Source organism: Thermophilibacter provencensis, from assembly GCF_900128445.1.
In the GTDB taxonomy this organism is placed as follows: domain Bacteria; phylum Actinomycetota; class Coriobacteriia; order Coriobacteriales; family Atopobiaceae; genus Thermophilibacter; species Thermophilibacter provencensis.
Window position 1 is genome coordinate 2,426,210 of sequence record NZ_LT671417.1, and the last position, 25,605, is coordinate 2,451,814.

22 protein-coding genes are annotated in these 25,605 nt (G+C 68.0%); 8 read left to right on the forward strand and 14 right to left on the reverse strand.

Going from position 1 to position 25,605, the window contains the following annotated elements:
- The first annotated feature begins 260 nt into the window (after positions 1–260).
- The gene (locus tag BQ7391_RS10935; protein ID WP_235858670.1) at positions 261–1,724 is read left to right on the forward strand and encodes a lipopolysaccharide biosynthesis protein; all 1,464 of its coding nucleotides are present in this window, start codon (positions 261–263) and stop codon (positions 1,722–1,724) included.
- A gap of 153 nt (positions 1,725–1,877) precedes the next feature.
- On the opposite strand, the gene BQ7391_RS10940 is transcribed toward BQ7391_RS10935, so the two are convergent.
- The 5 genes from BQ7391_RS10940 to BQ7391_RS10960 all read right to left on the reverse strand — a co-directional run bounded on the left by BQ7391_RS10940 (position 1,878) and on the right by BQ7391_RS10960 (position 7,185).
- The gene (locus tag BQ7391_RS10940) at positions 1,878–2,492 is read right to left on the reverse strand and encodes a flavin reductase family protein (protein WP_075280636.1); all 615 of its coding nucleotides are present in this window, start codon (positions 2,490–2,492) and stop codon (positions 1,878–1,880) included.
- 216 nt (positions 2,493–2,708) lie between these two features.
- On the reverse strand, positions 2,709–3,083 hold the full coding sequence (crcB, locus tag BQ7391_RS10945; RefSeq protein ID WP_075280637.1) for a fluoride efflux transporter CrcB: 375 nt from the start codon (positions 3,081–3,083) through the stop codon (positions 2,709–2,711).
- Positions 3,084–3,121: 38 nt separating this feature from the next.
- On the reverse strand, positions 3,122–4,960 hold the full coding sequence (locus BQ7391_RS10950) for an ABC transporter ATP-binding protein (protein ID WP_075280638.1): 1,839 nt from the start codon (positions 4,958–4,960) through the stop codon (positions 3,122–3,124).
- Positions 4,961–6,700: an ABC transporter ATP-binding protein gene (locus tag BQ7391_RS10955; protein ID WP_075280639.1), complete on the reverse strand. Its 1,740-nt coding sequence runs from the start codon at positions 6,698–6,700 to the stop codon at positions 4,961–4,963.
- Positions 6,700–7,185, reverse strand: coding sequence for a MarR family winged helix-turn-helix transcriptional regulator (locus BQ7391_RS10960; RefSeq protein ID WP_075280640.1), 486 nt, complete (start codon positions 7,183–7,185; stop codon positions 6,700–6,702). The genes BQ7391_RS10955 and BQ7391_RS10960 overlap by 1 nt, the downstream gene beginning before the upstream one ends.
- 149 nt (positions 7,186–7,334) lie before the next feature.
- Here BQ7391_RS10960 and BQ7391_RS10965 point away from each other — a divergent pair, with 149 nt between their 5' ends.
- Positions 7,335–7,814 carry an aquaporin gene (locus tag BQ7391_RS10965; protein WP_075280641.1) on the forward strand — a complete coding sequence of 160 codons (480 nt, stop codon included), beginning with the start codon at positions 7,335–7,337 and terminating at the stop codon, positions 7,812–7,814.
- 181 nt (positions 7,815–7,995) lie between these two features.
- On the opposite strand, the gene BQ7391_RS12700 is transcribed toward BQ7391_RS10965, so the two are convergent.
- The 3 genes from BQ7391_RS12700 to BQ7391_RS10975 form a co-directional block, all read right to left on the reverse strand.
- Positions 7,996–8,127 carry a hypothetical protein gene (locus tag BQ7391_RS12700; protein ID WP_268874305.1) on the reverse strand — a complete coding sequence of 44 codons (132 nt, stop codon included), beginning with the start codon at positions 8,125–8,127 and terminating at the stop codon, positions 7,996–7,998.
- A 145-nt stretch (positions 8,128–8,272) separates the two neighbouring features.
- Positions 8,273–10,042: an aspartate--tRNA ligase gene (aspS, locus tag BQ7391_RS10970; protein WP_075280642.1), complete on the reverse strand. Its 1,770-nt coding sequence runs from the start codon at positions 10,040–10,042 to the stop codon at positions 8,273–8,275.
- 234 nt (positions 10,043–10,276) lie between these two features.
- Positions 10,277–11,632: an ATP-binding protein gene (locus tag BQ7391_RS10975; protein WP_075280643.1), complete on the reverse strand. Its 1,356-nt coding sequence runs from the start codon at positions 11,630–11,632 to the stop codon at positions 10,277–10,279.
- 314 nt (positions 11,633–11,946) lie between these two features.
- Here BQ7391_RS10975 and BQ7391_RS10980 point away from each other — a divergent pair, with 314 nt between their 5' ends.
- Together BQ7391_RS10980 and BQ7391_RS10985 are read left to right on the forward strand one after the other, a co-directional pair.
- A complete protein-coding gene (locus tag BQ7391_RS10980) occupies positions 11,947–12,615 on the forward strand; it encodes an HAD family hydrolase (protein WP_075280644.1) in 669 nt (222 codons plus the stop codon).
- A 109-nt stretch (positions 12,616–12,724) separates the two neighbouring features.
- Positions 12,725–13,030 carry a CDP-alcohol phosphatidyltransferase gene (locus BQ7391_RS10985; RefSeq protein WP_075280645.1) on the forward strand — a complete coding sequence of 102 codons (306 nt, stop codon included), beginning with the start codon at positions 12,725–12,727 and terminating at the stop codon, positions 13,028–13,030.
- 391 nt (positions 13,031–13,421) lie between these two features.
- Here BQ7391_RS10985 and BQ7391_RS10990 read toward each other — a convergent pair whose 3' ends face one another.
- From BQ7391_RS10990 to BQ7391_RS11015, 6 genes are all read right to left on the reverse strand, one after another.
- Entirely contained in the window at positions 13,422–14,516 is a 1,095-nt protein-coding gene (locus tag BQ7391_RS10990; RefSeq protein WP_075280646.1) for a glycerol dehydrogenase, read from the reverse strand.
- 72 nt (positions 14,517–14,588) lie between these two features.
- Complete coding sequence (locus BQ7391_RS10995; protein WP_075280647.1) at positions 14,589–15,152, reverse strand: PTS sugar transporter subunit IIA; 564 nt, start codon at positions 15,150–15,152, stop codon at positions 14,589–14,591.
- 210 nt (positions 15,153–15,362) lie between these two features.
- Positions 15,363–17,471 (reverse strand): ABC transporter permease, encoded by a 2,109-nt coding sequence (locus BQ7391_RS11000; RefSeq protein ID WP_075280648.1) that lies wholly within the window; start codon positions 17,469–17,471, stop codon positions 15,363–15,365.
- On the reverse strand, positions 17,461–18,258 hold the full coding sequence (locus BQ7391_RS11005; protein WP_075280649.1) for an ABC transporter ATP-binding protein: 798 nt from the start codon (positions 18,256–18,258) through the stop codon (positions 17,461–17,463). Before BQ7391_RS11005 ends, BQ7391_RS11000 begins: the two co-directional genes overlap by 11 nt.
- Positions 18,259–18,493: 235 nt before the next feature.
- Positions 18,494–19,522 carry a sensor histidine kinase gene (locus tag BQ7391_RS11010; protein WP_075280650.1) on the reverse strand — a complete coding sequence of 343 codons (1,029 nt, stop codon included), beginning with the start codon at positions 19,520–19,522 and terminating at the stop codon, positions 18,494–18,496.
- A gap of 120 nt (positions 19,523–19,642) precedes the next feature.
- Positions 19,643–20,314, reverse strand: a complete 672-nt coding sequence (locus BQ7391_RS11015) for a response regulator transcription factor (protein ID WP_075280651.1) — start codon at positions 20,312–20,314, stop codon at positions 19,643–19,645.
- 371 nt (positions 20,315–20,685) lie between these two features.
- On the opposite strand from BQ7391_RS11015, the gene BQ7391_RS11020 reads away from it, so the two are divergent.
- The 4 genes from BQ7391_RS11020 to BQ7391_RS11035 all read left to right on the forward strand — a co-directional run bounded on the left by BQ7391_RS11020 (position 20,686) and on the right by BQ7391_RS11035 (position 25,520).
- Positions 20,686–22,323 carry a class I adenylate-forming enzyme family protein gene (locus BQ7391_RS11020; protein ID WP_075280652.1) on the forward strand — a complete coding sequence of 546 codons (1,638 nt, stop codon included), beginning with the start codon at positions 20,686–20,688 and terminating at the stop codon, positions 22,321–22,323.
- A 95-nt stretch (positions 22,324–22,418) separates the two neighbouring features.
- Positions 22,419–24,188: a thiamine pyrophosphate-dependent enzyme gene (locus BQ7391_RS11025; protein ID WP_075280653.1), complete on the forward strand. Its 1,770-nt coding sequence runs from the start codon at positions 22,419–22,421 to the stop codon at positions 24,186–24,188.
- A 3-nt stretch (positions 24,189–24,191) separates the two neighbouring features.
- Positions 24,192–24,824: an indolepyruvate oxidoreductase subunit beta gene (locus tag BQ7391_RS11030; RefSeq protein WP_075280654.1), complete on the forward strand. Its 633-nt coding sequence runs from the start codon at positions 24,192–24,194 to the stop codon at positions 24,822–24,824.
- A 324-nt stretch (positions 24,825–25,148) separates the two neighbouring features.
- A complete protein-coding gene (locus BQ7391_RS11035; protein WP_075280655.1) occupies positions 25,149–25,520 on the forward strand; it encodes a YegP family protein in 372 nt (123 codons plus the stop codon).
- The last annotated feature ends 85 nt before the right edge of the window (positions 25,521–25,605 follow it).

Consider the following 25,605-nt stretch of genomic DNA (forward strand, 5'->3'; position numbering starts at 1 on the left):
GAGAGATTCTTCTCGGCCAACGTGCCTCCTTTGTCGTGCGGGCGGTACACGTGCGATGCCTATCCACCATAGCGTGAGTGAGGGCCCGGCGAGAAGACCGTGCAAGAAAGACCCATGGGTGAAACGCGTTGTTCACGCGGGCCACGCGCCGCCCGCGCGGGCGTCAACCCCGGATGCATGCGCCGACGCTTTACACTCCCGTCACGCCGGGACGCTACAATCGTGGGGCGAGAAGAGCCTCGAGAGGAAATAGTCCGTCCATGCCACGCAACCCGTTCAAGCGCCACGAAGTCACGCCCGTGCGGCCCGCAAACCAGACGCCCAGGACGCCGCGCTACGGCGTGGTGGTGAAGGGCCGCAAGCGGAGGCGGGCGCCCAAGGCGGCGGCCGAAAGGCAGCCCGGGTTCCTTGCCCGCGTGGCCAACGACTGGTGGAACCGCCTCATCGGCGCCGTCTTCGGAGGGACCTTCTCGAGCGAGACCGAGCAGTACCTCGCCCACCAGACCAAGCGGGACTACGTGTGCAACACCCTGGGGCAGGCCGCCTGGGGCATGCTGTTCCCGCTGCTCACGATGGTCGCCACGTGGTTCGTGGGGGCCGAGCAGGCGGGACTCTTCTCGATGGCCTTCACCGTGGGCACGCTGCTGCTGTTCCTCGCCAACTACGGGGTGCGCACCTATCAGGTCTCAGACCTCGACGAGATGCAGACCTTTCTGGACTACCAGGTCAACCGCGTCATAACGTGCGCGCTCATGCTGCTCGTGGGATGGCTGTGGTGCCAGTTCCGCGGATATGACGGCTACATGTTCTCCATCTGCATGGGCGTGCTCGTCTTCCGCGCGGTCGACGGCCTGGCGGACGTCTACGAGGGGCGCCTGCAGCAGGCGGACAAGCTCTACCTTGCGGGGCTCTCGCAGGCGGCGCGCTGCGTGCTGGGGATCGCGGTATTCTTCGTCGTCCTGCTGGTGACGCGCAACCTGGCGTGGGCGAGCTGGGGGCTCGCCGTGGGCGGCGTGGCGTCGCTGCTGCTGCTCACGCTCCCGCTCGCGTACTTCGAGACGGAGCGGTCGCTCCCGGCGAGCCTCCGCGGCGTGAGGGAGCTCTTCGTCCAGTGCTTCCCGCTGTTCCTCGCGCTCTTCCTCTACAACCTCATCGACTCCGTGCCCAAGTTCACGATGGAGGGCGCGCTCAGCTACGACAACCAGCTCTACTACAACGCCATGTACTTCCCCGCGCACTCCATCCTCATGGCGGCGGGCTTCATCTACAAGCCGCAGCTCGTCCGCCTCGCGCGCATCTGGGACGATCCCGAGAAGCACCGGCGCTTTGACCTGCTGGTGCTCGCCATGATGGGCGTGATCGCGCTCATCACCGGCGGCATGGCGCTCGTGATGGGCACCGTGGGCATCCCGGTGATGAGCTTCATGTACGGAATCGACTTCGAGCAGTTCCGCAGCCTCTGCCTCGTGATGGTGGCGACGGGCGGCGTCTGCGCGTGCATCGACTTCCTCTATCAGATCATCACGGTGCTCCGGGCGCAGGAGCAGGTCTCGCGGCTCTATCTCATCGCCATCGCCTTCGCCGTGCCGGTCTCGATGCTGCTGGTGAGCTTCGCCGGGCTCGCGGGCGCCGTGGTCTCGAGCCTCGTCTCCATGGCAATCCTGCTGGTGCTGCTCGTGACGGAGTACTTCGCCATCCGCAGGCGCATGGCGGGAGGGCGCTAGCCCCCCGGGCGGCCGCCGCGCCGGGCGACGCGCACGGGCCCTCTCGGCGGCCGAATAACGCGCAGAAACTGTTTTCACAATGCATATCCGCAGGAACGCGCAGGGCGTTTATCGGATTATGTGCGTTAATCGAGGACGCGGGCCCGCCTGAGCCTACCGAGCGCGACCACCGCGGCCCCCGCGGCGGGGAGCCTGCCGAGGCCGGTCCTTGCGAACGGAGTACCCGAAGGACCCGATGCGCCTCCCCAGCTCGAAGTACTCGCCGTGGCTGTACGCGGTGAGGCCCGCGCGGGCGAGGTCCAGCCTACCGCGCGCGTCGAGGAGGCCCTCCTCCACCTGGACGGCGGTCACGTCCGCGAGGAAGAGGTGGTGGCTCCCCAGCTCAAGCACGTCGTGGACGCGGCACTCTATGCTCACGGGCGACTCCTCGATCGCGGGCGCAAGTCCGAGCGTCGCGGCCGGCGCGGGGGTGAGGCCGCACTCCGCCCACTTGTCGAAGTCGCGGCCGGAGCGGACGCCGCACCAGTCGCACGCGCGCTGGAGCCGCGCGGTCACGAGGTTGACGACGAACTCGCCCGACTCGCGGACGATGTGGTAGCTGTGGCGCTCGGGCCTGAGGGAGATGGAGAGCATGGGAGGGTTAGTGCAGACGGTCCCCGCCCAGGCGACGGTCACGATGTCCCTCTCTCCCGCCTCGCTCGCGCAGCTCACCATCACCGCCGGAAGCGGGTAGAGCATGTTGCCGCCCTTCCATGCCTGCTTCGCCATGGCTCTCCCTTCGTTGTGCGGGCCAGAGAGTTCCCAAGTGTGCGCGTGCCGCGCTTCCCACCCAATTCTGGCATCAAAACGCGGCACGTGCACGGTCGGGGCGGGCAGCCTCGCCCCATCGAGGGCGCGGGATAGAACGCCCCTGACGCACAACCCGACAAAACGGGCGTTATTTCCTCTGATTTGTCGGGTTGTGCGGCATCGCGCGAGGGCATCTCAGGAGCAGAGCGCGGCGCCGAGGCGCGTGCCCGCCCAGACCGCGACGAGGCACGTGGCCACGTTCGCCGCGACGTTCACCGCCGCAGCCAGACCGTTGCCTGCCTCGAGCAGCTGAAACGTCTCGTTTGAGAACGTGGAGAACGTGGAGAGCCCGCCGCAGAGCCCCACGGTGAGAAGCAGGCGTGCGGGCTCGGGCAGCGGAGAGGCCGCGTTCGCGCCGCTCACGACGCCGATGACAAGCCCGGCGAGGACGTTGGCGACGAAGGTCCCCGCCGGCAGGCCCGGCAGGAGCGACGAGAGCACCAGCCCCAGGCCCCAGCGCCCCACGCTGCCCACGGCTCCGCCCAGCGCTACGGCCACAAGCTCGATCATGCAAATCCCCTTTCCCGCTTCGCGGGCCCTCGAAGCGCCTAGTCCAGCTCCTTGGCGCCGGTCCAGAGCTGCCAGTACTCCCCGCGAAGCGCGAGGAGCTCCTCGTGCGTGCCGCGCTCCACGATGCGCCCGTGCTCCAGCACCATGATCGCGTCCGCGTTGCGGACCGTGGAGAGCCGGTGCGCGATCACGAAGACCGTGCGCCCCGCCATGAGGGCGTCCATGCCGCGCTGGATGAGCGCCTCGGTGCGCGTGTCGATGCTCGAGGTGGCCTCGTCGAGGATGAGCACCGGCGGGTTGGCCACGGCGGCGCGCGCAATGGCCAGGAGCTGCCGCTGCCCCTGGGAGAGGTTCGCACCGTCGGCCACCACGGGAGTGTCGTAGCCGCGAGGCAGGCGCGAGATGAAGCCGTCCGCGTTGGCCACGCGCGCCGCGGCGCGGACCTCCTCGTCGGTGGCGTCAAGCTTGCCGAAGCGGATGTTCTCGGCGATGGTCCCCGAGAAGAGGTGCGTGTCCTGCAGCACGATGCCGAGCGAGCGCCGCAGGCTCGCCTTCTCTATGTCGCGCACGTCGATGCCGTCGTAGGTGATCACGCCGGAGCGCGTCTCGTAGAAGCGGTTGATGAGGTTGGTGATCGTGGTCTTGCCGGCGCCCGTCGACCCCACGAAGGCGATCTTTTGGCCCGGCTTGGCGTAGAGGGTGAGGTCCTTGAGGACCGTCTGGCCCTCCTCGTAGCCAAAGTCCACGTTGTAGAAGCGAACGTCACCCTGGAGGGGCACGTGCTCGCCGTCGATGAGCCACGCCCAGCCCGCGGCGCCCGCCGCCACGCGTGCGGCCTCCACGTCGTCGGCGTGCTCGAGGCGCACCGCGCCCTCGTCGACCTCGGGCTCCAGACGCATCACGGAGAAGATGCGCTCGGCGCCGGCAAGCGCCGTGAGCAGGAAGTTTCCCTGCTGCGTGAACTGGTTGAGGGGAGCTGTGGCCTGGCGCACGAAGACGAGGTAGCTCGCGAGCGACCCCACGTCCATCTGCCCGCCCAGGGCAAGGACCGCGCCCAGGATGGTGACGATGGCGTAGTTGACGTAGCCCACGCACACGGTCACGGGCACCATCGTGGAGGCATAGGCCTGCGCCGACGTGCCCGCCTCGCGCAGGCGCTCGTTGAGCTCGCGGAAGCCGGCGAGGTTGGCCGCCTCATGGTTGAAGACCTTCACGACCTTCTGGCCGGAGATCATCTCCTCCACGTAGCCGTCGAGCGCGCCGAGCTCGTGCTGCTGTCGCGAGAAGAACCGCCGGCTCCGGCCGCCCGAGAAGCGCACGTAGAGCGCGATGCCCGCGTCGCACGCGATGGTCACCAGCGTGAGGCGCCAGTCGAGCACCAGAAGCAGCGTGAGCGTGCCCACGATCTGCACGCCCGCCTGGACGAGGCTCGCAAAGCTGTTGTTGAGCGCCTCGGAGACGGTGTCCACGTCGTTGGTGAAGTAGCTCATCACGTCGCCGTGCCGGCTGCGGTCGAAGAAGGAGAGCGGGAGGCGCTCGATGTGGTCGAAGAGGTCGCGCCGGATGTCAAAGACGACGCGCTGCGCCGCGCGCACCATCGTCTGCGTGTAGCCGGCGGCAGACGCCACGCCCAGGAGGTAGATGACCGCGGTCAGCGCGACGCCGGACGAGAAGGACGCGAAGTCGCCCTCCCCCACCGCGTTGACCACGGGCTTGATCATGTACGTGCCGAAGAGGTTGGCGAGCGCGCTCACGGTGACGAGCACCGCCACGAGCAGGAGCATCCAGCGCGCGTGGCTCATGTAGGAGAGGAGCGTCCGCAGCGTGGCGAGCGGGTTTGTGGGGCGCGCAGGCGCCGCGGTCTGACGGGACGGCATCTACGCCACCTCCCCGCTGATCCCAGAGCCTATCTGGGACTCGTAGATCTCCTGATAGATGGGGTCGCTGGCGAGAAGCTCCTCGTGCGTCCCGCAGGCGTGGACGCGCCCGTCGTCGAGCACCACGATCTTGTCGGCGTCCATCACGGAGGCCACGCGCTGGGCGATCACGATCTTGGTGACGTCGGTGAGCGACGCCAGGTTCTTGCGGATCGTGGCATCCGTGGCCATGTCCACGGCGCTCGTGGAGTCGTCGAAGATGAGGACGCGCGGGCGCTTGAGCAGGGCGCGCGCGATGCAGAGGCGCTGGCGCTGGCCGCCCGAGACGCCGGCGCCGCCCTGGCCGAGGTCGCCGTCGAGCCCGCCGATGCGGTCCAGGAACTCGTCCGCGCAGGCCAGGTGGCACGCCTCGAGCATGTCATCGTCCGAGGCGTCCGCGTCTCCCCAGGCCAGGTTCTCGCGGACGGTGCCCGAGAAGAGCACGTTTTTCTGCAGCACCACGCCCACCGCGTCGCGCAGGCGCGCGAGGTCGTAGTCGCGCACGTCGCGGCCGCCCACGCGCACGGCGCCCGAGGTCGCGTCGTAGAGGCGGGCGATGAGCTGGACGAGCGTGGTCTTGCCCGACCCCGTGCCGCCCAGGATGCCGATGGTGGACCCCGCCGGGAAGTCGAGGCAGACGTCCTCGAGCACGTTCTTCTCGGCCCCCGCCGCGTACTTGAAGCTCACGTGGTCGAAGCAGACCGAGCCGTCGCGCACGTCGCGCGCCGCCTGGCGCGGGGACGCGATGGTGGGCCTCTCGTCGAGCACCTCCCCCACGCGCTCCACGCTGGTCACGGCGCGGGCGAGCAGCAGGAAGACGTTGGAGATCATCATGAGCGAGTTCACGATCTGCAGCACGTAGCTCATGAAGCCCGTGAAGGTGCCCACCGTGAGCGTGCCCGCGAGGATCATCTGGCCGCCGAGCCACATGATGCCCACGCAGGTCGTGTACATGGTCGCCTGGAAGATCGGGAGGTTGAGCACGGCCGTGCGGAAGGTGCGCGTGGCGGTGGAGGCAAGCTGCCCGTTCACGTCCGCGAAGCGCTCGGCGACATGTCCCTCTCGCACGTACGCCTTGATCACGCGGATGGCCGCGAGGTCCTCCTGCAGGGCGTCGTTGAGCTTGTCCATCACGCCCTGGAGCACGCGATAGAGCGGGCCCACGCGGCGAACCACGAGAAAGACCGCCACCGCGAGCACCGGCATCACCACGAAGAACACCACCGCGAGCTCCGCCGACATGAGCCACGCGCACAAAAGGCCCATCACCATGATCACGGGGCCGCGCACGAGCGGGCGCGTGCCGGAGACCAGGGCGTTCTGGACCACCGTGACGTCGGTGGTGAGGCGCGTCACGAGCGACGAGCTCTCAAAGTCGTCGAGGTTGGCGAAGGAGAACTCCTGCAGGTGCGCGTACTCGGCCTCGCGCAGGCGCGCGCCCAGGCCCATGGCGGCGCGCGCCGAGAAGCGCGCGTAGAGAAAGCCCAGGCCGAGCGAGAGGAGCGCGCAGACGAGCATTCCGGCGCCGCCCCTGAGGACGGCGGGCAGGCTGCCCGCCATGATGCCGTCGTCGAGGACGTAGGCCATGAGCACGGGAATGAAGATCTCGAGCGACGTCTCCGCGGCCACGCAGAGCACGGCCATGAGGAAGTCGCGGCGATACGGGCCCAGGTAGCGGGCGATGAGGCGGACGCCGTCCATCAGGCCTCGCCCCCCTCGGCGCAGGCGGCGGGACCGGCGTCGGCGACGGCGCGCCAGAGGTTGGCGCGGGCGCGGGCGAGAAGGTCGGCGAAGGCGGCGCGCTCCTCGGGCGAGAAGCCCGCGAGCATGACCTCCTGCTCCTCAGCGCAGATGGCGTCCCAGGAGTCCGCGGCGGCGCGACCCCGCTCCGTGAGGGCGAGCGCCTTGGTGCGGCGGTCGCGTCCGGGGGCTGAGGTCACGAAGCCCGCGCGCTCGAGGGAGTCGAACATGCGCGAGACGGCGCCGGGGTCGCACTCGAAGAAGTCGGCGACCTCACGCTGGCTTGACGGTCCGTGAACGGACAGGTAGACGAGCATCTTGGGCTGGCCGGGACCAAGCCCGAGCTCGTCGACGCGCGGCCTCAGGTAGGCGCGCTGCGCGTGGAAGGCGCGCATGAGGCGCATGTGGAAGTCCTCGAGCGAGGACCCGCGCTCCGGAATGGGCATGCTGACTCCTTGACACGTCAATGGTTGACTATGCAAGGATATGACAGTCCGACGGTATGTCAAGGGCGCGGAGAGCGGGACGCCCGCCCCTGCGGCACGGGGCGGGCGTCAATATCAAACTTATGTGCAAATTGAGGACTGTCCCCAATTTGCAGCTAGCGGCGATCGGAGTCGTTGGACTCGTCGAAGTCCTCGTCCTCGTCGGCCATGTCATCGTAGGCCAGTGCGGCGCCCTCGGCGGCGTGGCCGAGGGCGGGCTCGGCTGCAACGGCTATGACGCGGCCTCCACGACCGGCCTCTCCATGGTCGGCGCCTTTGTAGTCGAGATCGTCCTGACCTGCGTCTTCGTGCTCACCATCCTGGGCGTGACCGCCGACGGCAAGACCAGCCACTTCGGCGGCCTCGTGATCGGCCTCACCCTCACCTTCGTTCACATCATGGGCATCCCCCTGACGGGCACCTCCGTGAACCCCGCCCGCAGCTTTGGCCCCGCGCTCGCCATGGCCGTGACCGGCAACACCCTCGCCCTCGAGCAGGTCTGGGCCTTCATCTTTGCCCCGCTCGCCGGCGCCGCCCTCGCCGCCGCCATCTTCAAGGGCTTCAAGAGCTTCTACGGCTCGGAGGCGTAGCCAGCCCAGTCGCTCGGAGAGATCCGACCCAGAGACCAGCTCCGGCACGCTTCGCCATTTCTTGCCCTGATGGGTCAAGGGCAGGCCGGGGCCTCGATGGAGCGCCCTCGTGCCACAAGGACGGGCCCGCCCCCGCTCGTTTGCGGGGGCGGGCCCGATTCGTCTGCGAGCAGAGCACCGACTAGCCGAGATTGGACACCACCGCCCACACGATCACGATCAGCGCCACCACGAGCAGGATGCCCCCGTAGATCTTGACGTTGCGCCTCTCAAAGGCCCTGACCTGCTCTTCCCTGCTTTCCTTGTCTGCCATGCGACCTCCTCTCATATGCCGACGCCGAATCGTTATACCAAAGAGAGGGGGATGGGCCCGGCCGGACCCATCCCCCTCCCCTCATGCTCACCCGCCAGTTGAGGCGGCCGCTGCCGATCGGACGCGCGGCGTCGATGCCGCAGCCCTAGAGCAGGCGCAGGCCGACCTCCTTGAGCTGCTTGCCAGAGACCTCGCCGGGCGCCTCGGACATGAGGTCGCTGCCGGAGCTGGTCTTGGGGAACGCCATGACGTCGCGGATAGAGTCCTCGCCGGCAAGCAGCATGCACACGCGGTCAAGGCCGAGCGCGAAGCCGCCCATGGGGGGCGCGCCGTACTCGAGGGCGTCCATCAGGAAGCCGAACTGCTCGCGGGCGCGCTCCACCGTGAAGCCCATGAGCTCGAGCATGTCGAGCTGCATCTGGGAGTTGTGGATGCGCATGCCGCCGCCGCCCGCCTCGCAGCCGTCCATGACGAAGTCGTACGTCGCCGACCCGATGGCGAGCGGGTCCGCCTTGATCTTCTCGACGTCGAGCTCGGTGGGAAGGGTGAAGGGCTGGTGCTCGGCCTCGTAGCGCTTGGTCTCGTCGTCCCAGTGGAAGAGCGGGAAGTTGACCACCCAGAGGAAGTCGTGGCCCTCGCGCGGGACGTTCAGCGCGTTCGCCATGTGCAGGCGCATGCCGCCGAGGATCTCGTCCGCCGTCTTGCGGTCGGCCACGGCGAACATCACGAGGTCGCCCAGCTCGACGCCCATCTCGGCCTTGAGGGCCCCCATCTCCTCGTCGGAGAAGAACTTGACGATGGGGCTGTTCACGGAGCCGTCCTCGCGGAACGCGATCCACGCGAGGCCCTTGGCGCCGAACTCGGCGGCGACGTTCGCCAGCTTGTCGATCTGCGCGCGCGGCCAAGCGCCGGCACCCTTGGCGTTGATGGCCTTGACGTACTGGCCGTCGGTCGCGGCGGCGCTTGCGAAGAGCTTGAACTTGGAGGCCGAGAAGATCTGCGTCACGTCGTGGAGCTCCATGCCAAAGCGGGTATCCGGCTTGTCGGAGCCGTAGGTGTCCATCGCGTCCCAGTAGTCCAGGCGGCGCAGCGGGCGGGGCATCTCGACGCCCATCTTGGAGAAGGCGTCCGCCAGCACGTCCTCGAGCGCGCCCATGACGTCGTCCTGCTCGACGAAGCTCATCTCGATGTCCACCTGCGTGAACTCGGGCTGGCGGTCGGCGCGCAGGTCCTCGTCGCGGAAGCACTTGGCGACCTGGTAGTAGCGCTCCACGCCGCCCACCATGAGGAGCTGCTTCAGGAGCTGCGGGGACTGCGGCAGCGCGTAGAAGTGGCCAGGCTGGGTGCGGCTCGGCACGAGGAAGTCGCGCGCGCCCTCGGGCGTGGACTTGAAGAGCGCCGGCGTCTCCACCTCGAGGAAGTCGCGGCCGTGCAGCGCCTCGCGCAGGGCGAAGGTGAAGTCGGAGCGCATCTTGAGGTTGGCCGTCATGCGCGGGCGGCGCAGGTCCAGGTAGCGGTAGCGCAGGCGGACGTCCTCGGAGGTGTCCACGTGGTCCTCGATCTGGAAGGGCGGCGTCTTGGAGGAGTTGAGAACCTCGATGGCGTCGATAAGGACCTCGATCTCGCCGGTCGCGAGCTTGGGGTTGTCCATGCCCTCGGGACGCTCGCGGACGACGCCCGTGACCTTGATCGGCCACTCAGAGCGGATGGTCTCGGCCGTGTGGAAGGCCTCGCCGCCGGAGTGCTCCGGGTCAAAGGAGACCTGCGTCACGCCGTCGCGGTCGCGCAGGTCCACGAAGATGAGGCCGCCGTGGTCGCGGCGGTGCCAGACCCAGCCGGTGAGCGTCACCTGCTGGCCGATGTGCTCGCGGCGCAGCTCGCCGCAGGTGTGGGTGTGCATGGTGTGGGAGTCCATCTGCAATGCCTTTCTCGTCCTGCCGCCCCGTGCCGTACGGGCGGCGCCTGCCGGATGGCCGCGGCGCACGTAAACGGCGCGCGTCGCAGCGGGGGTGATTGTACTACGGGCGCGCCGGGCGGGGCGGCCGCGTAACCGGAACACAATAAAGCGCGCGGGGCGAGAAGGGCGGAAGTGCGCGGGCCCCTCTCGCCCACGTCGTCGTATGCGGTCCCTTCTCTCCCGCGCGTCACGCTACTCCACGTTCCCCTTGCCCAGCAGCCACTTCCACGCCGGGACCTGGACGATGCGTCCCCCGTCCTTCTCGAGCACAGCATCGGGACCCCTGCCCACAATGAGCGTGGCCACCTTGCGGCGGCTCTCAGCGAGGGCTTCCCAGAGCGCGCGGACCTCGCGCTCGTACGCGCCGCCCTGGTCGACGTTGGCGCACACCTGGTAGAGGTCGTAGAGCTCGCCCGAGAGCGCGTCACCGACGACAAAGTCGACCTCGTAGCCATGTCCCTTCGTACGCAGAGATGAGATCGCCTCACGTCGCATCCCCGGCATCCGCCTGCGAAGCTCGAGGTACACGATGTCCTCGAGCCTCTGGCCCTCGTCGAGCGCGTGAGCCGTCCCACCCGCAAGGGCAAGTCCGGGGTCAATCGCGTAGAGCTTAGGCTGGCTCGTGGTCGACTCGGAAAGCGAGAAGGACAGCTCGCGAACGGTAAAGACGAGATATGCCTCCTGATAGTGCGCAAGGAGGTCCCCGAGCGTCTCCTTGGTGGTAGAGAGCCCCGCCGCCTTGAGGTCGCTGGTGGCCCTACGCAGGGATAGCTGCCGTGCGTTGAGCCCGAGGAGGCGCTGCGCGAAGAGCGCGGCCACCCGTGGCTGCCTCACGTTGTGTCGCTCGATGACGTCACGAGCCACGACACGCTGGACATAGGACTGCAGCAGGGCGACCGACTGGGTCGCCGGCAGGCCGAACGTCGCGGGAAAGCCACCGTCCTGAAGGTATGTCCGGAATGCCCCCTCAAGCAGAATCGTCTCCTCAGTGGAGCGCGCGACGGCATCGACCCCCGGAATGCCCCTCGCGGAGGCATATTCTCTAAACGAGAAGGGCAGGAGCTCGAAGTCGAGGGCACGACCGCGAAACTCCGTCGCGATCTCCGTCGAGAGCATCTTTGACGAGGAACCGCTCACGTAGATGGTCGCCTTTCGGGTCGCGACGATGCGCCTGAGCCACGCACCCCAATCAGACATCTCCTGGAGCTCGTCAAGGAAGAGATAGGCGCCCTCCGAGAGCGCCGACGGATTGATGGCGTAGAAGGCCTCGAGCACCGCATCCCCTGTCGCAGGGGTGATGGGCTTGAGGCGGTCGTCGTCGAAGTCGAAGTAGCAGATGCGCTCCGAGGGCACGCCGGATGAGAGCAGGCGATCCATCTCCTGGAGCAGCCGATAGGACTTTCCGCTGCGTCGCATTCCAATGACGACCTTGACCAGGTTGCCGGCACGAGGCACCAGCGGTTCCCCGAGGTCGAGCTCGCGGGGGATTATGGGCCTGTACGCGTCGAGCGAGAAGTCCCGGAGCGTGGCAGCGATGATCTCGTTCATGGAGGACCTCCGTATTGGCAGTCTGTCTCTGCCAATATTACCAAAATTGGCAGAGACAGACTGCCAATTTTGAGTCCATCAGGACGTAATCCCACATCGCCGAGGAGTCAAACCCAAGCGACACTGGCTGAGCAGCGGTATAGATCTGGCGAGACGAGCGCGAGTTATCTCGATTCGTATTCCAGAATGAAGCTCTTGAGCCTAGACGCTCCTCGGGCTTGACGGCTGAACCGCCGGGAAGCCGTGCAAAAGTGACTGTCCCCTTTGCACGCCCCTTCGTGCTACCCTAGCGCCGGCCAACCGAAGGAGCGCACATGCCCGCATACCAGACCGTCGTCTTCGACCTTGACGGAACCCTCCTGAACACCCTCGAGGACCTGCACCTCTCCACCAACGCGGCGCTCGCGACGCACGACATGCCGCCGCACTCCATCGACGACGTGCGCCGCTTCGTGGGCAACGGCATTCGCCTGCTCATCCACCGGGCCGTGCCCGCCGGCACGGACGCCGCCACGGAGGAGGCCGTCTACGAGGACTTCTGCGCGCACTACGCCGCCCACTGCGAGGACCACACCGGCCCCTACCCCGGCATCCCCGAGCTCCTGGCCCACCTGCGCGCCGCCGGCGTGCGCCTGGCCGTGGTCTCCAACAAGGGCGACTTCGCCGTGCAGGAGCTGATCGCACGGCAGTTCCCGGGCGCCTTCGACGCCGTGCTCGGGGAGAACGAGGCGGCCGGCATCCGCAAGAAGCCCGCCCCGGACATGGTGGAGGCCGCGCTCGGGCGCATGGGCGTCACGCGCGAGGGCATGGCGTACGTGGGCGACTCCGAGGTCGACGTGCAGACCGCCGCCGCCGTTGGGTGCAGCTGCATTTCATGTACGTGGGGATTCCGCGGGCGCGACGAGCTCGTGGCGGCGGGGGCGACCACCTTCGTGGATACGCCTGACGAGCTGGGGCGCGTTCTTCTCGCCAGCGCTCAGTGACCGCAGAGGCTACGCTCACCTAACAATTCGGGAACAGACGCATAACAGGCGGCGAGTCGGGTTATAGTTTGTCTATCGTCCATTCGGTCTTCCGGAGAAAGGAACCGCCATGGGAAAGAAGGCAGCAGAGGCCCTCGACATCAACTACGACGAGCTGGCCGAGTACCTGCATTGCAACCACTCGGTCTACATGAAGACCGGCTCCGCCATCTATTACCTGACTGACTGCAACTTCGAGTCCTGGCGCGCGCAGGACACGAGCCGCCGCAACGAGAAGGACCACTTCGTCGACTGCTCCGAGCTCGTCCCCACAGTCGACGAGTTCCTCGCCCTCCCCTTCATCCACGGCAAGACCATCAAGGACGTCTTCGATCACGCGACCTTCTACGCCTCCATCTCCGGCGAGAAGGACTGAACCTGACAAAGGTGACAGGGTCAACTGTCATGATCGGGGCCGGAACCTCAGGGTTCCGGCCCCGTTTTCGTGCCGCGGGGATGTGCCGCTGGGGCGCGTTGCGGAATCGGGGGTCATGGCATTTTTTGGCTCCGACGCGTTGCGGAGGTGGGGGTTGTGGCAGTCGCGGCGGGGCGTCAACTGGGCGTTCTTCTCGGCATGTTGCGGAATCGGGGGTTGTGGCAGGTCGAAAACTGCCACAACCCCCGATCGGACAACGCGGGCGACGGGTTAATTGCCATAACCCCGGAAAGGCCAACGCCTGGACGGCGGAGCCGGAGGACGGCGGGAGCCAGAAGCCGGGACGCTGCGCGCCCGGACGCCGGGGCGAGAAGAACCTCGGACCGCCGAGCTACTCCTCGCCCAGGGCGGCGCGACCGTAGGCGTCGGCGGCGAGCATGGCCGAGGCGACCTTCTCGGGCGTGACCTCGAAGGGCATGTTGCCGAGGGTGTCGGTGGGGGCGCAGGCGAGCTTGGCCACCTCGAGCACGCGCTCCCAGCTCGCGTCCTCAACGCCAAGCTGAGCGAACGTCACCGGCAGGCCGACCTCCACGCAGAAGTCGAGCACCTCGTAGAGCTCCTCGGCGTTCTCCAGGACGAGCTGCGTGAGCGTGCCGAAGGCGACCTTCTCGCCGTGGTAGAACGCGTGGGTCTCGGGCATGGCGGTCATGCCGTTGTGGATGGCGTGCGCGCCGGCCAGGCCCGCGGACTCGAAGCCGAGGCCGGAGAGCAGGGTGTTGGCCTCGATGATCTTCTCGACGGACTCGGTGCAGGCGCCGGCCTCCAGCGCGAGCTTGGCCTTGAGGCCGTCGGAGATGAGCGTCTCGTAGCAGAGGCGGGCGAGCGCCATGGCGGCCTCGGTCACGTGGCCGCCGGCGCAGGTGGTGGCGTCGGAGCGCTTGCAGGCGCGGGCCTCGAAGTAGGTGGCCAGCGCGTCGCCCATGCCGGAGACCGTCAGGCGCACCGGGCTCCTGGAGATGACGTCGGTGTCCATGAGGACGAGGTTGGGGTTCTGCTTGAAGAACTGGTACTCCTTGAACTGGCCGTCGTCGGTGTAGATGACGGAGAGCGCGGAGCACGGGGCGTCCGTGGCGGCGATGGTGGGCACGATCACCACGGGCACGTCGACGGCGGCGGCCACGGCCTTGGCGGTGTCGAAGATCTTGCCGCCGCCCACGCCCACGACCACGTCGGCACCGGACGAGCGCAGGACCTCGACGAGGCGGTCGATCTCCGCCTGGGAGCACTCGCCGTTGAAGTTGTCGTAGGTGTGCGCGACGCCGGCGGCCTCGAGGCTCGCGGTGATGACGTCGCCGGAGCGGCGCAGGCCGCCCTCGGAGATGACCACGAGCGCGTGGACGCCGTAGGCCTTGACGTAATCGCCGAGGCGGGTGAGCTCGCCGGGGCCCTGGACGTACTTGCTGGGGCTGATGAAGATGCGTGCCATGTGCAAGATCCTCTCTCTTCGTGAAAGGGGCCCCGCACGAATGCGGGGCCCCGTGACCGCGTGATTGTACCGCTACTTCTTCGCTACGAGGAGCGGGTCTCCGATCTTGACGAGCGGGCGGTCGCCGATGAGCGTGCCCGACGCGCCGACGTGGCGGATCTTGGCAAAGGCGTCCGGGTTGGAGATGACGCAGGCGATGACCTCGTCATGGCCGGCGAGCTTGATGGCGTCGACGTCGAAGAGCATGATCGGCTGGCCGGCGCGAACCTCGTCGTTGGCCTCGACCAGGCGCTTGAAGCCCTTGCCCTTCATGTTGACCGTGCCGATGCCGATGTGGATGAGGACCTCGATGCCCTCGTGCGTGGCGATGCCGATGGAGTGGTTGGTCACCGTGGTGGCCCCGATGCGGCCGTTGACCGGCGAGTAGAGCACGCCGTTTCCGGTGGGGAGGATCCCGTAGCCGTCGCCGATGAGGCCGGCGGAGATGATCTCGTCGTTGACCTCCTCGAGCGGGATGAGCACGCCCGAGACGGGGGCGTACACGGTGTCCGGGCGGGTGGCGAACGACGCCTCGGGGGGCGTGTACGTGCCGTCGTCAGATACGAACTTGCTCTTGATCTTATCGAACAGTCCCATGGATACCTCCTGTCGCTTCCCTTCCATTGTCTCATGGTACCGATGTTGCCTGCATGTTTCGGGTTCATTCGGCCAGCGGCGCAAAAGGGGGCGGCCGAGACAGAGCGAGACAAAGGGGACGGGTTCGTTTGTCTCATGAATTCGATGAGACAAACGAACCCGTCCCCTTTGTCTCGCCGCGTCCCCTCTGTCTCGCCGCCCCCTTTTGCGCTACCGCACGATGAGGCTGCGCGAGGTGAGGTAGGTCACGAGGAAGTAGCCGCCGTAGAGGGCCACCACGAAGGCGACCGTGCCCGCGAGCGCCGTGCCAATCTGGAAGCCCGTGAGCAGCGCCACGATGTCGTTCACCACGGAGAGCGCCACCGCCGCGTGCGCCACGGCCACGACCAGCGGGAAGAGGAAGTACACCCCCACCTGGGCGAGAAGCGCGCGGTTGATCATGCGCCGCTCGGCGCCGAGCTCGGCGAGGACGCGGTAGCGGCCCACGTTGTCCGCCGCCTCAGAGAGCTGCTGCAGGGCGAGCACCGTGGCGCAGCTCACGAGCAGGACCACGCCGATGTAGATGGCCAGGTAGGTGACCACGACGGTGGTGCCGGACGCCTGGTCGAGCAGGCTCTGGGCGGTCGTGCGCATCCAGACCGGCCAGGCGTCGAGCGTGGAGCCCTGGCTCATGATGTCTCCGTAGGCCTCGTCGGTCGCGGCGACGGCGGCGGCCTCCACCTCCGCGCGCTCGCCCGCGTACATGAGGTTCACCACGGTCGTGGTGGGCCCGGTGCCCTCCGGGACCAGGTCGTCGGGAACGATGAGCGCGCCCGACACCGTGCCGCCGGCGCTCGAGTCCGAGAAGGGCAGGCGCGCGAGCGACTCTGCGGCGAAGCGCAGCGTCTGGCCTTGGACCTCGACCTCGGGGTTCTGCGCGACCACGGCCTCCCAGAGCTCGTCGAGAGACGACATGTCGTTCCAGAGCAGGCACTCGTCGTCCGCGAGCTCCACGTTCTTCTCGCCCAGCATCTGGGCCAGGGCGTTGTACTGCGAGACCGGCACGATGACGAGGTGCTGGTCCGTGTTGCCCTGCATCATGGTCTGCATGGTGGCGTTGCCGGTGAAGTCCGTATTGGCAAAGAGCTCCTCCACGGTGGTGTCCACGAGCAGGTTGCCCTCGGCATCGTAGGTGTACTGGTTGACCTGGACGGCGTCGCGGAAGAGCTCGTCGTAGTCAGGGATGTCCGCGCGCAGGCGGGCGATGGCGTCGTAGCCGTCCGCTGCGGCGGGGCCCTCCTCGGGGTCGTCGGAGACGAGCGCCGAGGCCATGCCCATGGGATAGCTCACGAGCGACATGTCGTAGCGCGTGCCCACCTTGAAGCTCTCGTTCATGCCCGTTGCCACCGAGAAGCCCGTGCACACGCCGCAGATGGCGAGGAAGAGCATCGCGCACACCAGGGAGACGGAGAGCCACGCGGTGTTGATGCGGCTGTTGAGCTGGCGCATCACGAACATGTTGAGGCCGGAGAGGTAGGCGCGCGGGCTCGCCTGGAGCGCGCGCAGCGCAAAGCCGGAGATCGAGAAGAAGAACAGCAGGGTGCCCACCGTGACCAGGCCCGTGGCGATGGCGAAGTACGGGCCCTCCTCCATCATGCCGTGCTCGAGCAGGACCTTGTACGCCACGCCGATGAGCGCGAGCGACACGAGGAAGAGCACCACGGAGAGCGGCAGGCTGCGCAGGCGGACCTTCTCGCTCACCTTGTCCGCGTTGATGAGGTCGATGAGCTTGTAGCGGCTGACCGTGGTCACGTTGAAGACGAGCGTCACGAGGAAGATGCCCGCGAAGCACGCCATCGTGGAGAGGCACGCGGACGGCGAGAAGGCGAAGACGAAGCCCTTGATCGTTGCCTCGAAGAGCCCGGCCGTGACGTACATCATGACCTGCGAGAGGCCGATGCCCAAAAGCAGGCCCACCGCCAGCGCGACCACGCCCACGACGAGCGTCTCTATGACGACGATCCACGAGACGTGCCGGATGTCCATGCCCAGCGTGAGGTAGATGCCAAACTCGCGCTTGCGCCGACGGATGAGGAAGCGGTTGGCGTAGACGACGAGAAACCCGAGGATGATGACGACGAACACGGAGAGGCCGGAGAGGATGTCCGAGAGGGCCTGCACCATGCGGCGCTGGTCGGCCGCCATCTGGATGACGGCAGCCTGGTCGGTGATGGAGCCGAAGGCGTAGAACACGCAGACGCCGACGGCGAGCGTCAAGAAGAAGACCGAGAAGTCCCGGAAGGACTTGCGGACGTTGCCGAGCGCGATCTTAGCGTACATCTGCCCCCTCCCCTCCCAGGAAGGACACGACGTCCATGATCTCGTCGAAGAAGGCCTTGCGCGTCTTGTCGCCGCGGACGATCTCGTTCCAGACGCGGCCGTCCTTGAGGAAGAGGGCGCGACGCGCGTAGCTCGCGGCGAAGGAGTCGTGCGTGACCATGATGATCGTGGCGCCGTCGGCGTTCAGGGCCTCGAGGCTCTCGAGCAGGCGGCGGGAGTTCTTGGAGTCGAGGGCGCCCGTGGGCTCGTCGGCGAGCACGAGCGAGGGGTCGGTCACGATGGCGCGGGCCGCCGCCACGCGCTGCTTCTGGCCGCCGGACATCTCGTGCGGGAACTTGTCGAGGACGTCCGCGACGCCAAGGCGCTCCGCCACGCCGGTCACGCGCGCGACGACCTCCTTGGCGGGGGCGTGGTTGATCGTGAGCGCGAGGGCGATGTTCTCGCGCGCGGTGAGGGTATCAAGCAGGTTGGAGTCCTGGAAGACGAAGCCCAGACGTTCGCGGCGGAACTTCGAGAGCTGCCCGGGGCGCAGGGCGGTGATGTCCTGGCCGTCCACGAGGATGTGGCCGGAGGTGGGGCGGTCGATCGTGGAGATGCAGTTCAGGAGCGTGGTCTTGCCCGAGCCGGACGGGCCCATGATGGCGATGTACTCGCCGGCGGCAACGTCGAAGGACACGCCGTCGAGGGCGCGCGTGACGTTGGAGCGGCTGCCGTAGAGCTTCTCCACGTCCTGGCAGACGAGGACCGGCTGGGCAGGCTGGGCGGATCGGATGTGAGCGGGTGCCATGGGGGCTCCTCTCGTGTGGCGTTCTGGTACAAGACCATACTCGCCCGGCGAGAAGGACGGTGCCATCGGAGGGGCTTATCGCTTCCTTATGGTTTCGTAAGGAAGGGGGGCCGGTGAGACAGGGGGGCAGTCGTGCAAGGGGGACCGTGCAAAGGGGACAGTCACTTTTGCACGGTGTTCGCGTGCAAAAGTGACTGTCCCCTTTGCACGGTCACCTTTGCACGCCCCCTTTGCGTCACGCGCGGTCGACCATGTCGGGGAAGCTCAGGTACACGGTGGTGCCCACGCCCTCCTCGGACTCCAGCGCGGCGCGCACGCCCATCTTCTCGCAGAGCTCGCGCACGAGGTAGAGGCCCATGCCGGTGGAGCGGGCGAAGCGCCGGCCGTTCTCGCCCGTGAAGCCCTTGTCAAACGCGCGGCCCACGTCGGAGGCCGGCATGCCCACGCCGTCGTCGGCGATCGCGAGCACCGTCTCCCACGCGTCGAGGCCCGTCTCCCGCCGCGTGACCGTGATGCGCACGCGGCCCCGCCCGTCCTTCTCGCTGCGGTACTTTGCGCTGTTCACGAGCACCTGGCCGATCACGAAGGAGAGCCACTTGGGGTCGGCGCGCACCGTGAGGTCGAGCCCTTCCAGCTCGGGCGTCACGCGGGCCCCGATCAGCGTGCGCGCCTTGTGGCGCAGCGCGTCGCGCACCACGTCGGCGAGAAGGACCTCGCGAATCTGGAAGTCGCGCTCGAGCGAGGTGCCACGCGAGTAGTAGAGGGCCTGCTCGACGTAGCCCTCGATGGCGTCGACCTCGGCGTCCAGGGCATCCACCTCGGGCGAGGGGTTGTTCTTCGCGATGAGGTGCGCCGCGGCGATGGGCGTCTTGATCTCGTGCACCCAGGTCTCCACGTACTCGCGGTACTCGCGCTGCCGGCGGCGCGCGGCGGCGATGCGGTCGCGCATGGCCCGGGACTCGCGGTCGAGCGCGTCGTAGAAGAGCTCGCCCTCGAGGAAGTCCGGCCGCCCGACGAGCTCCGTGGCGAGGTACGTCTCGTCGAGCGAGTCGAGCATGTCGGAGAGCCGCTGGTAGAACGTGCGGCGGTGGAGCCAGTCGAGCAGCAGGGCCACGGCGGCGGCAAGCACGAGCACGCCGCAGACAAACGCCACGGCGGCCGGGTCGAGGCCGTAGACGCCCATGACGAGCGCGACGAACGCGAGCGCCGCCACGCCCACGACCAGCGGAACCAGCCGGTCGGCGATGTACGCCCCAAAGCCCATGTGTCCTCCCTTGCGTGCCGCTGTGCCGCTGGCGTATGCCACTGGCGTCAGGTTTATTTGGCACGCCGGCTACGCGTGCCAAATAAACCTGACGCCAGTGGCATACGCCAGCGGCACGCCTCACTCCACCAGATAGCCCATGCCGCGCTTGGTGAGCACGTAGTCCTCAACGCCGATCTTCGCGAGCGTCGCGCGCAGGTGGGAGACGTTCACCGTGAGCGTGTTGTCGTCGACGAACTCGTCCGAGGCCCAGAGCTCCTCCTGGATGCGCTGGCGGCTCACCACCGCGCCGGCGTTGCGCATGAGCAGCGCCAGGATGCGCAGCTCGTTCTTCGTGAGCTCGGCGGTGCGGCCGCCCGCGCTCACGCGGCAGCGCGCCGTGTCCAGCACCACGCCGCCGTGGCAGATCTCCGCGGGCGTCGCGCCCTCCCCGTAGCTGCGCTTGAGGACCGTCGCCACGTGGGCGAGGAGGACCTGGTCGTTGTAGGGCTTGGGCACGAAGTCGTCCGCGCCGAGGGAGAGTGTGAGCAGCTCGTCCATGTCGTTGTCGCGGCTCGTCACCACAATGATGGGGACGTCGCTCTTGCGGCGCACCTCGCGGCAGACGTACTGGCCGTCCACGCCGGGGAGGTTGAGGTCCAGGAGCACGAGGTCAGGGGCGGCGGAGAGAATCTGGGCCGCGGTGTCCGCGAAGTCCGTGAGCGCCACGGCCTCGTAGCCGTTGCGCTCGAGAAGGACGCAGAGCTCGTCGCGCAGCCGGGCGTCGTCCTCAACCACCAAAAGGCGTCTCATGGGGCCTCCTGTCCGCAGGTTCTTCTCGCCACGAGGGTAGCACAGCGGCAGGGCGCGGGCGGCAGGCGCTGTGCGAGCGGGGGTTATGGCAATCCCGGCGCCTGTCGCGTTGCGCGGATGGGGGTTATGGCAATCGGCCCCGGGCGTCAACTGCGCGTTCTTCTCGCCCCGCTGCGCTTTTCGGAGTTATGGCAGCCGTGCCGCTGCCACAGCCCCCATCCGCGCAACGCCCGTCCGCCCCGGATTGCCACGGCCCTCAAAGCCGCAACGCTACGTCACATGAACGTTACCGCACACGAAGTCGTGCGCCCCTCTCGGCGCGTCCGCGTCTATCATGTCCCCTACGTGTGACAAGAGCGGAAAGGCCCCGTATGACCATCGTCGACATGCTGCGCGCAAATGCCGAGAAGTATCCCAGTGAGGTCGCCCTCGTGGAGGTCAACCCCGAACGACGCGAGAATCGCCACATCACCTGGCGCGACTACGAGCTGGTCGAGACCACCGACGATGAGCCGTTCCGCCGCGAGATGACCTGGTCCGTCTTTGACGAGAAGGCCAACCGCTTTGCCAACCTGCTGCTCAGCCGTGGCGTGCGCAAGGACGACAAGGTGGCCATCCTGCTCTACAACTGCATCGAGTGGCTGCCTCTCTACTTTGGCGTTCTCAAGTCTGGCGCCACGGTGGTGCCGCTGAACTTCCGCTACTCCGCCGACGAGATCGAGTACTGCCTGGACAAGGCGGACGTGAACATCCTCGTCTTTGGCCCGGAGTTCATCGGCCGCGTGGAGGAGATCGTGGACCGCATCCAGGCCGGCCGCCTGCTCTTCTTTGTGGGCGACGACTGCCCCACCTGGGCCGAGTCATATCGCGAGCTGGCATCCCTGTGCTCCTCCGCCGACCCGCGCGTGCCCCTCTCCGAGCACGAGGACGCGGCCATCTACTTCTCCTCCGGCACGACGGGCTTCCCCAAGGCGATCCTCCACAACCACGAGAGCCTCACGCAGGCCGCCGAGATGGAGCAGCGCCACCACGGCCAGACCCACGACGACGTGTTCCTGTGCATCCCGCCGCTCTACCACACGGGCGCGTGCATGCACTGGATGGGAAGCCTGCTCGTGGGCGGGCGCGGCGTGCTGCTGCGCGGCGTCTCGCCCAAGACGGTGCTCGAGACCGCGTCCAGCGAGGGGTGCACCATCGTGTGGCTGCTCGTGCCGTGGGCGCAGGACATCCTCGTGGCCCTCGAGGAGGGGGCGGTGAGGCTGGAGGACTACCACCTCGACCAGTGGCGCCTCATGCACATCGGCGCGCAGCCGGTCCCCGCGAGCCTCATCCAGCGCTGGCGCGCGGTCTTCCCGCACCACGACTACGACACCAACTACGGCCTCTCGGAGTCGATGGGCCCCGGCTGCGTGCACCTGGGCGTGGAGAACATCGACCACGTGGGCGCCATCGGCGTGCCCGGGTATCGCTGGGAGTGCAAGATCGTGGACGAGCGCGGCGCCGAGGTGGCGACGGGCGAGGTCGGCGAGCTCTGCGTCAAGGGCCCCGGCCTCATGGAGTGCTACTACAAGGACCCCGAGGCCACGGCGGAAACGCTCGTCGACGGCTGGCTCCACACCGGGGACATGGCCCGGCGCGACGAGGAGGGGTTCTACTGGCTCGTCGACCGCAAGAAGGACGTCATCATCACGGGCGGCGAGAACCTCTACCCGGTGCAGATCGAGGACTACCTCATGGGTCACCCCGCGATCAAGGACGTGGCCGTGATAGGACTCCCCGACGAGCGCCTGGGAGAGATCGCCGCCGCCATCATCGAGCTCAAGCCGGACGCCGCCCCCCTCACGGAGGAGGACGTCGAGCGGTTCTGCAAGGGGCTGCCGCGCTACAAGCGCCCGCGCAGGGTCATCTTTGCGCCCGTGCCGAGAAACCCGACGGGCAAGATAGAGAAGCCGGCGCTTCGCGCGAAGTACGGGGCCGACGCCCTCGTCGCCCGCGAGACCCGCCACTAGGCGTGCAAGGCGTGCAAAGGGGACAGTCACTTTTGCACGCATACGAAGCGGCGTGCAAAAGTGACTGTCCCCTTTGCACGCAGGAGAGGAGAGACATGGACAAGCATCTCATGTCCGGAAACGAGGCCATCGCCCAGGGCGCCTGGGAGGCGGGCGTCGCGGTTGGCGTCGGCTACCCCGGCACGCCGTCCACCGAGACGCTCGAGGCGCTCGTGCGCAAGGACGGCGTCTACTGCGAGTGGTCCCCCAACGAGAAGGTCGCCTTCGAGGTGGGCCTCGGCGCCGCCATCGCCGGCGTGCGCGCGCTCGTCACGATGAAGCACGTGGGCGTCAACGTTGCCGCCGACCCCTTCATGGCCGCCGCGTCCACCGGCGTGAACGCAGGCCTCGTGCTCCTGGCCGCGGACGACCCCTCCTGCTACTCGTCCCAGAACGAGCAGGACTCGCGCTTCTACGCCGCCTTCGGCCGCATCCCCTGCCTCGACGTCGCCGACTCGCAGGACTGCTACGAGATGACCCGAGCCGCCTTCGAGCTCTCCGAGCGCTTCGACACGCCGGTCATGCTGCACGAGACCATGCGCATCGCGCACACCCGCACCCTGGTGGCCGCCGCCGGCGCGCGCGAGGCCGCGGCCCCGCGCGACTACGCGGACGACATCCCCAAGTACGTCATGATGCCCGCCAACGCCGTCAAGCGCCGCGCGGTGGTCGACGAGCGCCAGGCCGCGCTCGAGGAATACGCGGAGACCTGCCCGTACAACGTGGTGGAGATGCGTGACGAGAAGATCGGCGTCATCTGCGCCGGTGCCGTCTACCAGCACGTCCGCGAGGCACTGCCCGAGGCCTCCACGTTCAAGCTCGGCCTCGCCTGGCCGCTGCCGGCCCGCGCGCTCGCCGACTTTGCCGCGTCCGTCGACGCGTGCTACGTCATCGAGGAGGCCAGCGACTACTTCTCCTCGCGCGTCCGCGCCCTCGGCATCCAGCTCGCCGAGCCGCCCGCCGCGCCGCTCCCCGTTGCCGGCGAGCTCAAGCCCCAGCTCATCCGCGCCGCCTTCGGCGCGGAGCAGCCCGCGCACCTCGACCCCGCCACCGACCTCCCGCCGCGCCCGCCGGCGTTCTGCCCCGGCTGCCCGCACCGCCTCGTCTTCTGCGAGCTGCGCCGCCTCAAGGCCATCGTCACCGGCGACATCGGCTGCTACACGCTCGGCGCCGTCGCGCCCTACGGCGCGTGCCACACGGTCATCGACATGGGCGCCTCGCTCTCCATGGCGCACGGCATGGAGCTCGCCGGCGCCACCGAGCGCACCGGCCGCCCCGTCGTGGGCGTCATCGGCGACTCCACCTTCGCGCACTCCGGCATCACGAGCATGCTCGGCACCATCTACAACGGTGGCACCGGCACCCTCTGCATCCTGGACAACCGCACCACGGCCATGACCGGCACGCAGGGCAACCCCGTGAACGGCGTCACCCTCACGGACAGCTCGCACAAGATAGGCCCGCTGGACAGCCCGAGCGGCAAGGCGCTCGACCTTCTCGCCCTGTGCCGCGCGATGGGCGTGGAGGACGTGGCCGAGGTGGACGCGCAGGACCTCCAGGCCGTGCGCGCCGCGCTCAAGGCCGCCACGTCCGCGACCGACCGCCTCTCCGTCATCGTCTTCAAGGCCCCGTGCCGCCTCATCGACCGCAGCCGTGGCAAGCTGCCCACCATCCGCGGCTGCCGCGCGTGCGGCCAGTGCATCAAGATCGGCTGCCCCGCCCTCGGACGCGCCAAGGACGGCACGGCCGCGATCGACCCCACCCAGTGCGTCGGGTGCGACCAGTGCGTCCAGTCCTGCCCGTTCGGCTGCATCACGAAGGAGTAAGCAATGGCAGATACCGAGAAGAGCGTGCAGAGGGGACAGGCACTTTTGCACGGCACCAAGACCATCCTCCTCGTGGGCGTGGGCGGACAGGGCACGATCCTCGCGGGCAAACTGCTGGCGACGGTCGCCGCCGGAGCCGGGCTCGACGTCAAGGTCTCCGAGATCCACGGCATGAGCCAGCGCGGCGGCTCGGTGAGCACGGTCATCCGCCTGGGCGAGCACGTCTCCACCATGGTCTGCGACGACGGCTGCGCCGACGTGGTGGTGGCCTTTGAGGCCGTGGAGGCCCTGCGCGCCCAGCACTACCTCGCCGAGGGCGGAAAGATGTTCGTGAACGACGAGGAGATCACCCCGGTCTCGGTGAACATCGGCAACTTCGCGATGCCCGAGCGCGTGGACGAGCGCCTGCGCGAGCTGGGCGCCCACCTACTGGACGCCGGCGTGATCGCGCGCGGCCTGGGCGCCCCCCGCTCCACCAACGTGGTGCTCGTGGGCGCGCTCTCCACGGCGCTGCCCTTCGACGCCGACCTCTGGCGCGACGCCGTGCGCGCCTGCGTGCCGCCCGCGACCGTGGAGGCGAACCTCGCCGCCTTCGACGCCGGCCGCGACGCGGCGCTTCGCGGCGAGGCGCGCTAGCGAGAAGGGCGGCCCGCCCGCTCTTCTCGCCGCCAGAGACGACGTGGCCCCGGCCGCCCGTATGGGAGGCCGGGGCCCTTCTCGTCTGGTGGGCTGGCGCGTCCCCCGACCACGCCAACCCATTGCGTTCGGGGGATGTAAAGCAATCATACCCCATTTTCCTGCCCGTATTCCCCCACGACTCGTTTGCCGCCCGCACCGACGCTGCGTCATGCCCTTCTCCCCGAACAAATCCGACCGTCCGCGAACGCGTTACTTCCGCGGGGGCCCGCACGGGGTAGGCTTTTGTAATCCGCAAGTAAACCGACTTAGGTGGTGATTTCCATGGGTCAGTACGTCGTGGTTGAGAACGAGGGCCGCTACTGCTTCAACCTCTGCGCCAGCAACGGGCACATCCTCATGTCCTCGATCATCTTCCCGTCCAAGGACGAGTGCCTGCACGGAATCGAGTGCGTGCGCGCCTCCGCCGCCGACGCCGAGATCGAGGACAGCACCGTTGACGCCTTCGATCGCGAGTCCACGCCCAAGTTCCGCATCTACGAGGACTTCGACGGCCACTTCTTCTTCCGCTTCATCACCCACGAGGCGGGCGACATCGCGCGCTCCCACACCTACGAGCTCAAGGAGTCCCTGCTTCGCCGCATCGAGCGGACCCGCGCGGAGTGCGACTCCTCTCTTGCCGCGGACGAGAACTAGCGGCTCTCGGCCGGCGCTCCGCCGGCGACAAGAACGTTGACTCGGCACGCCCCCGGGACCTGCATGCCCGGGGGCGTCTGCGAGT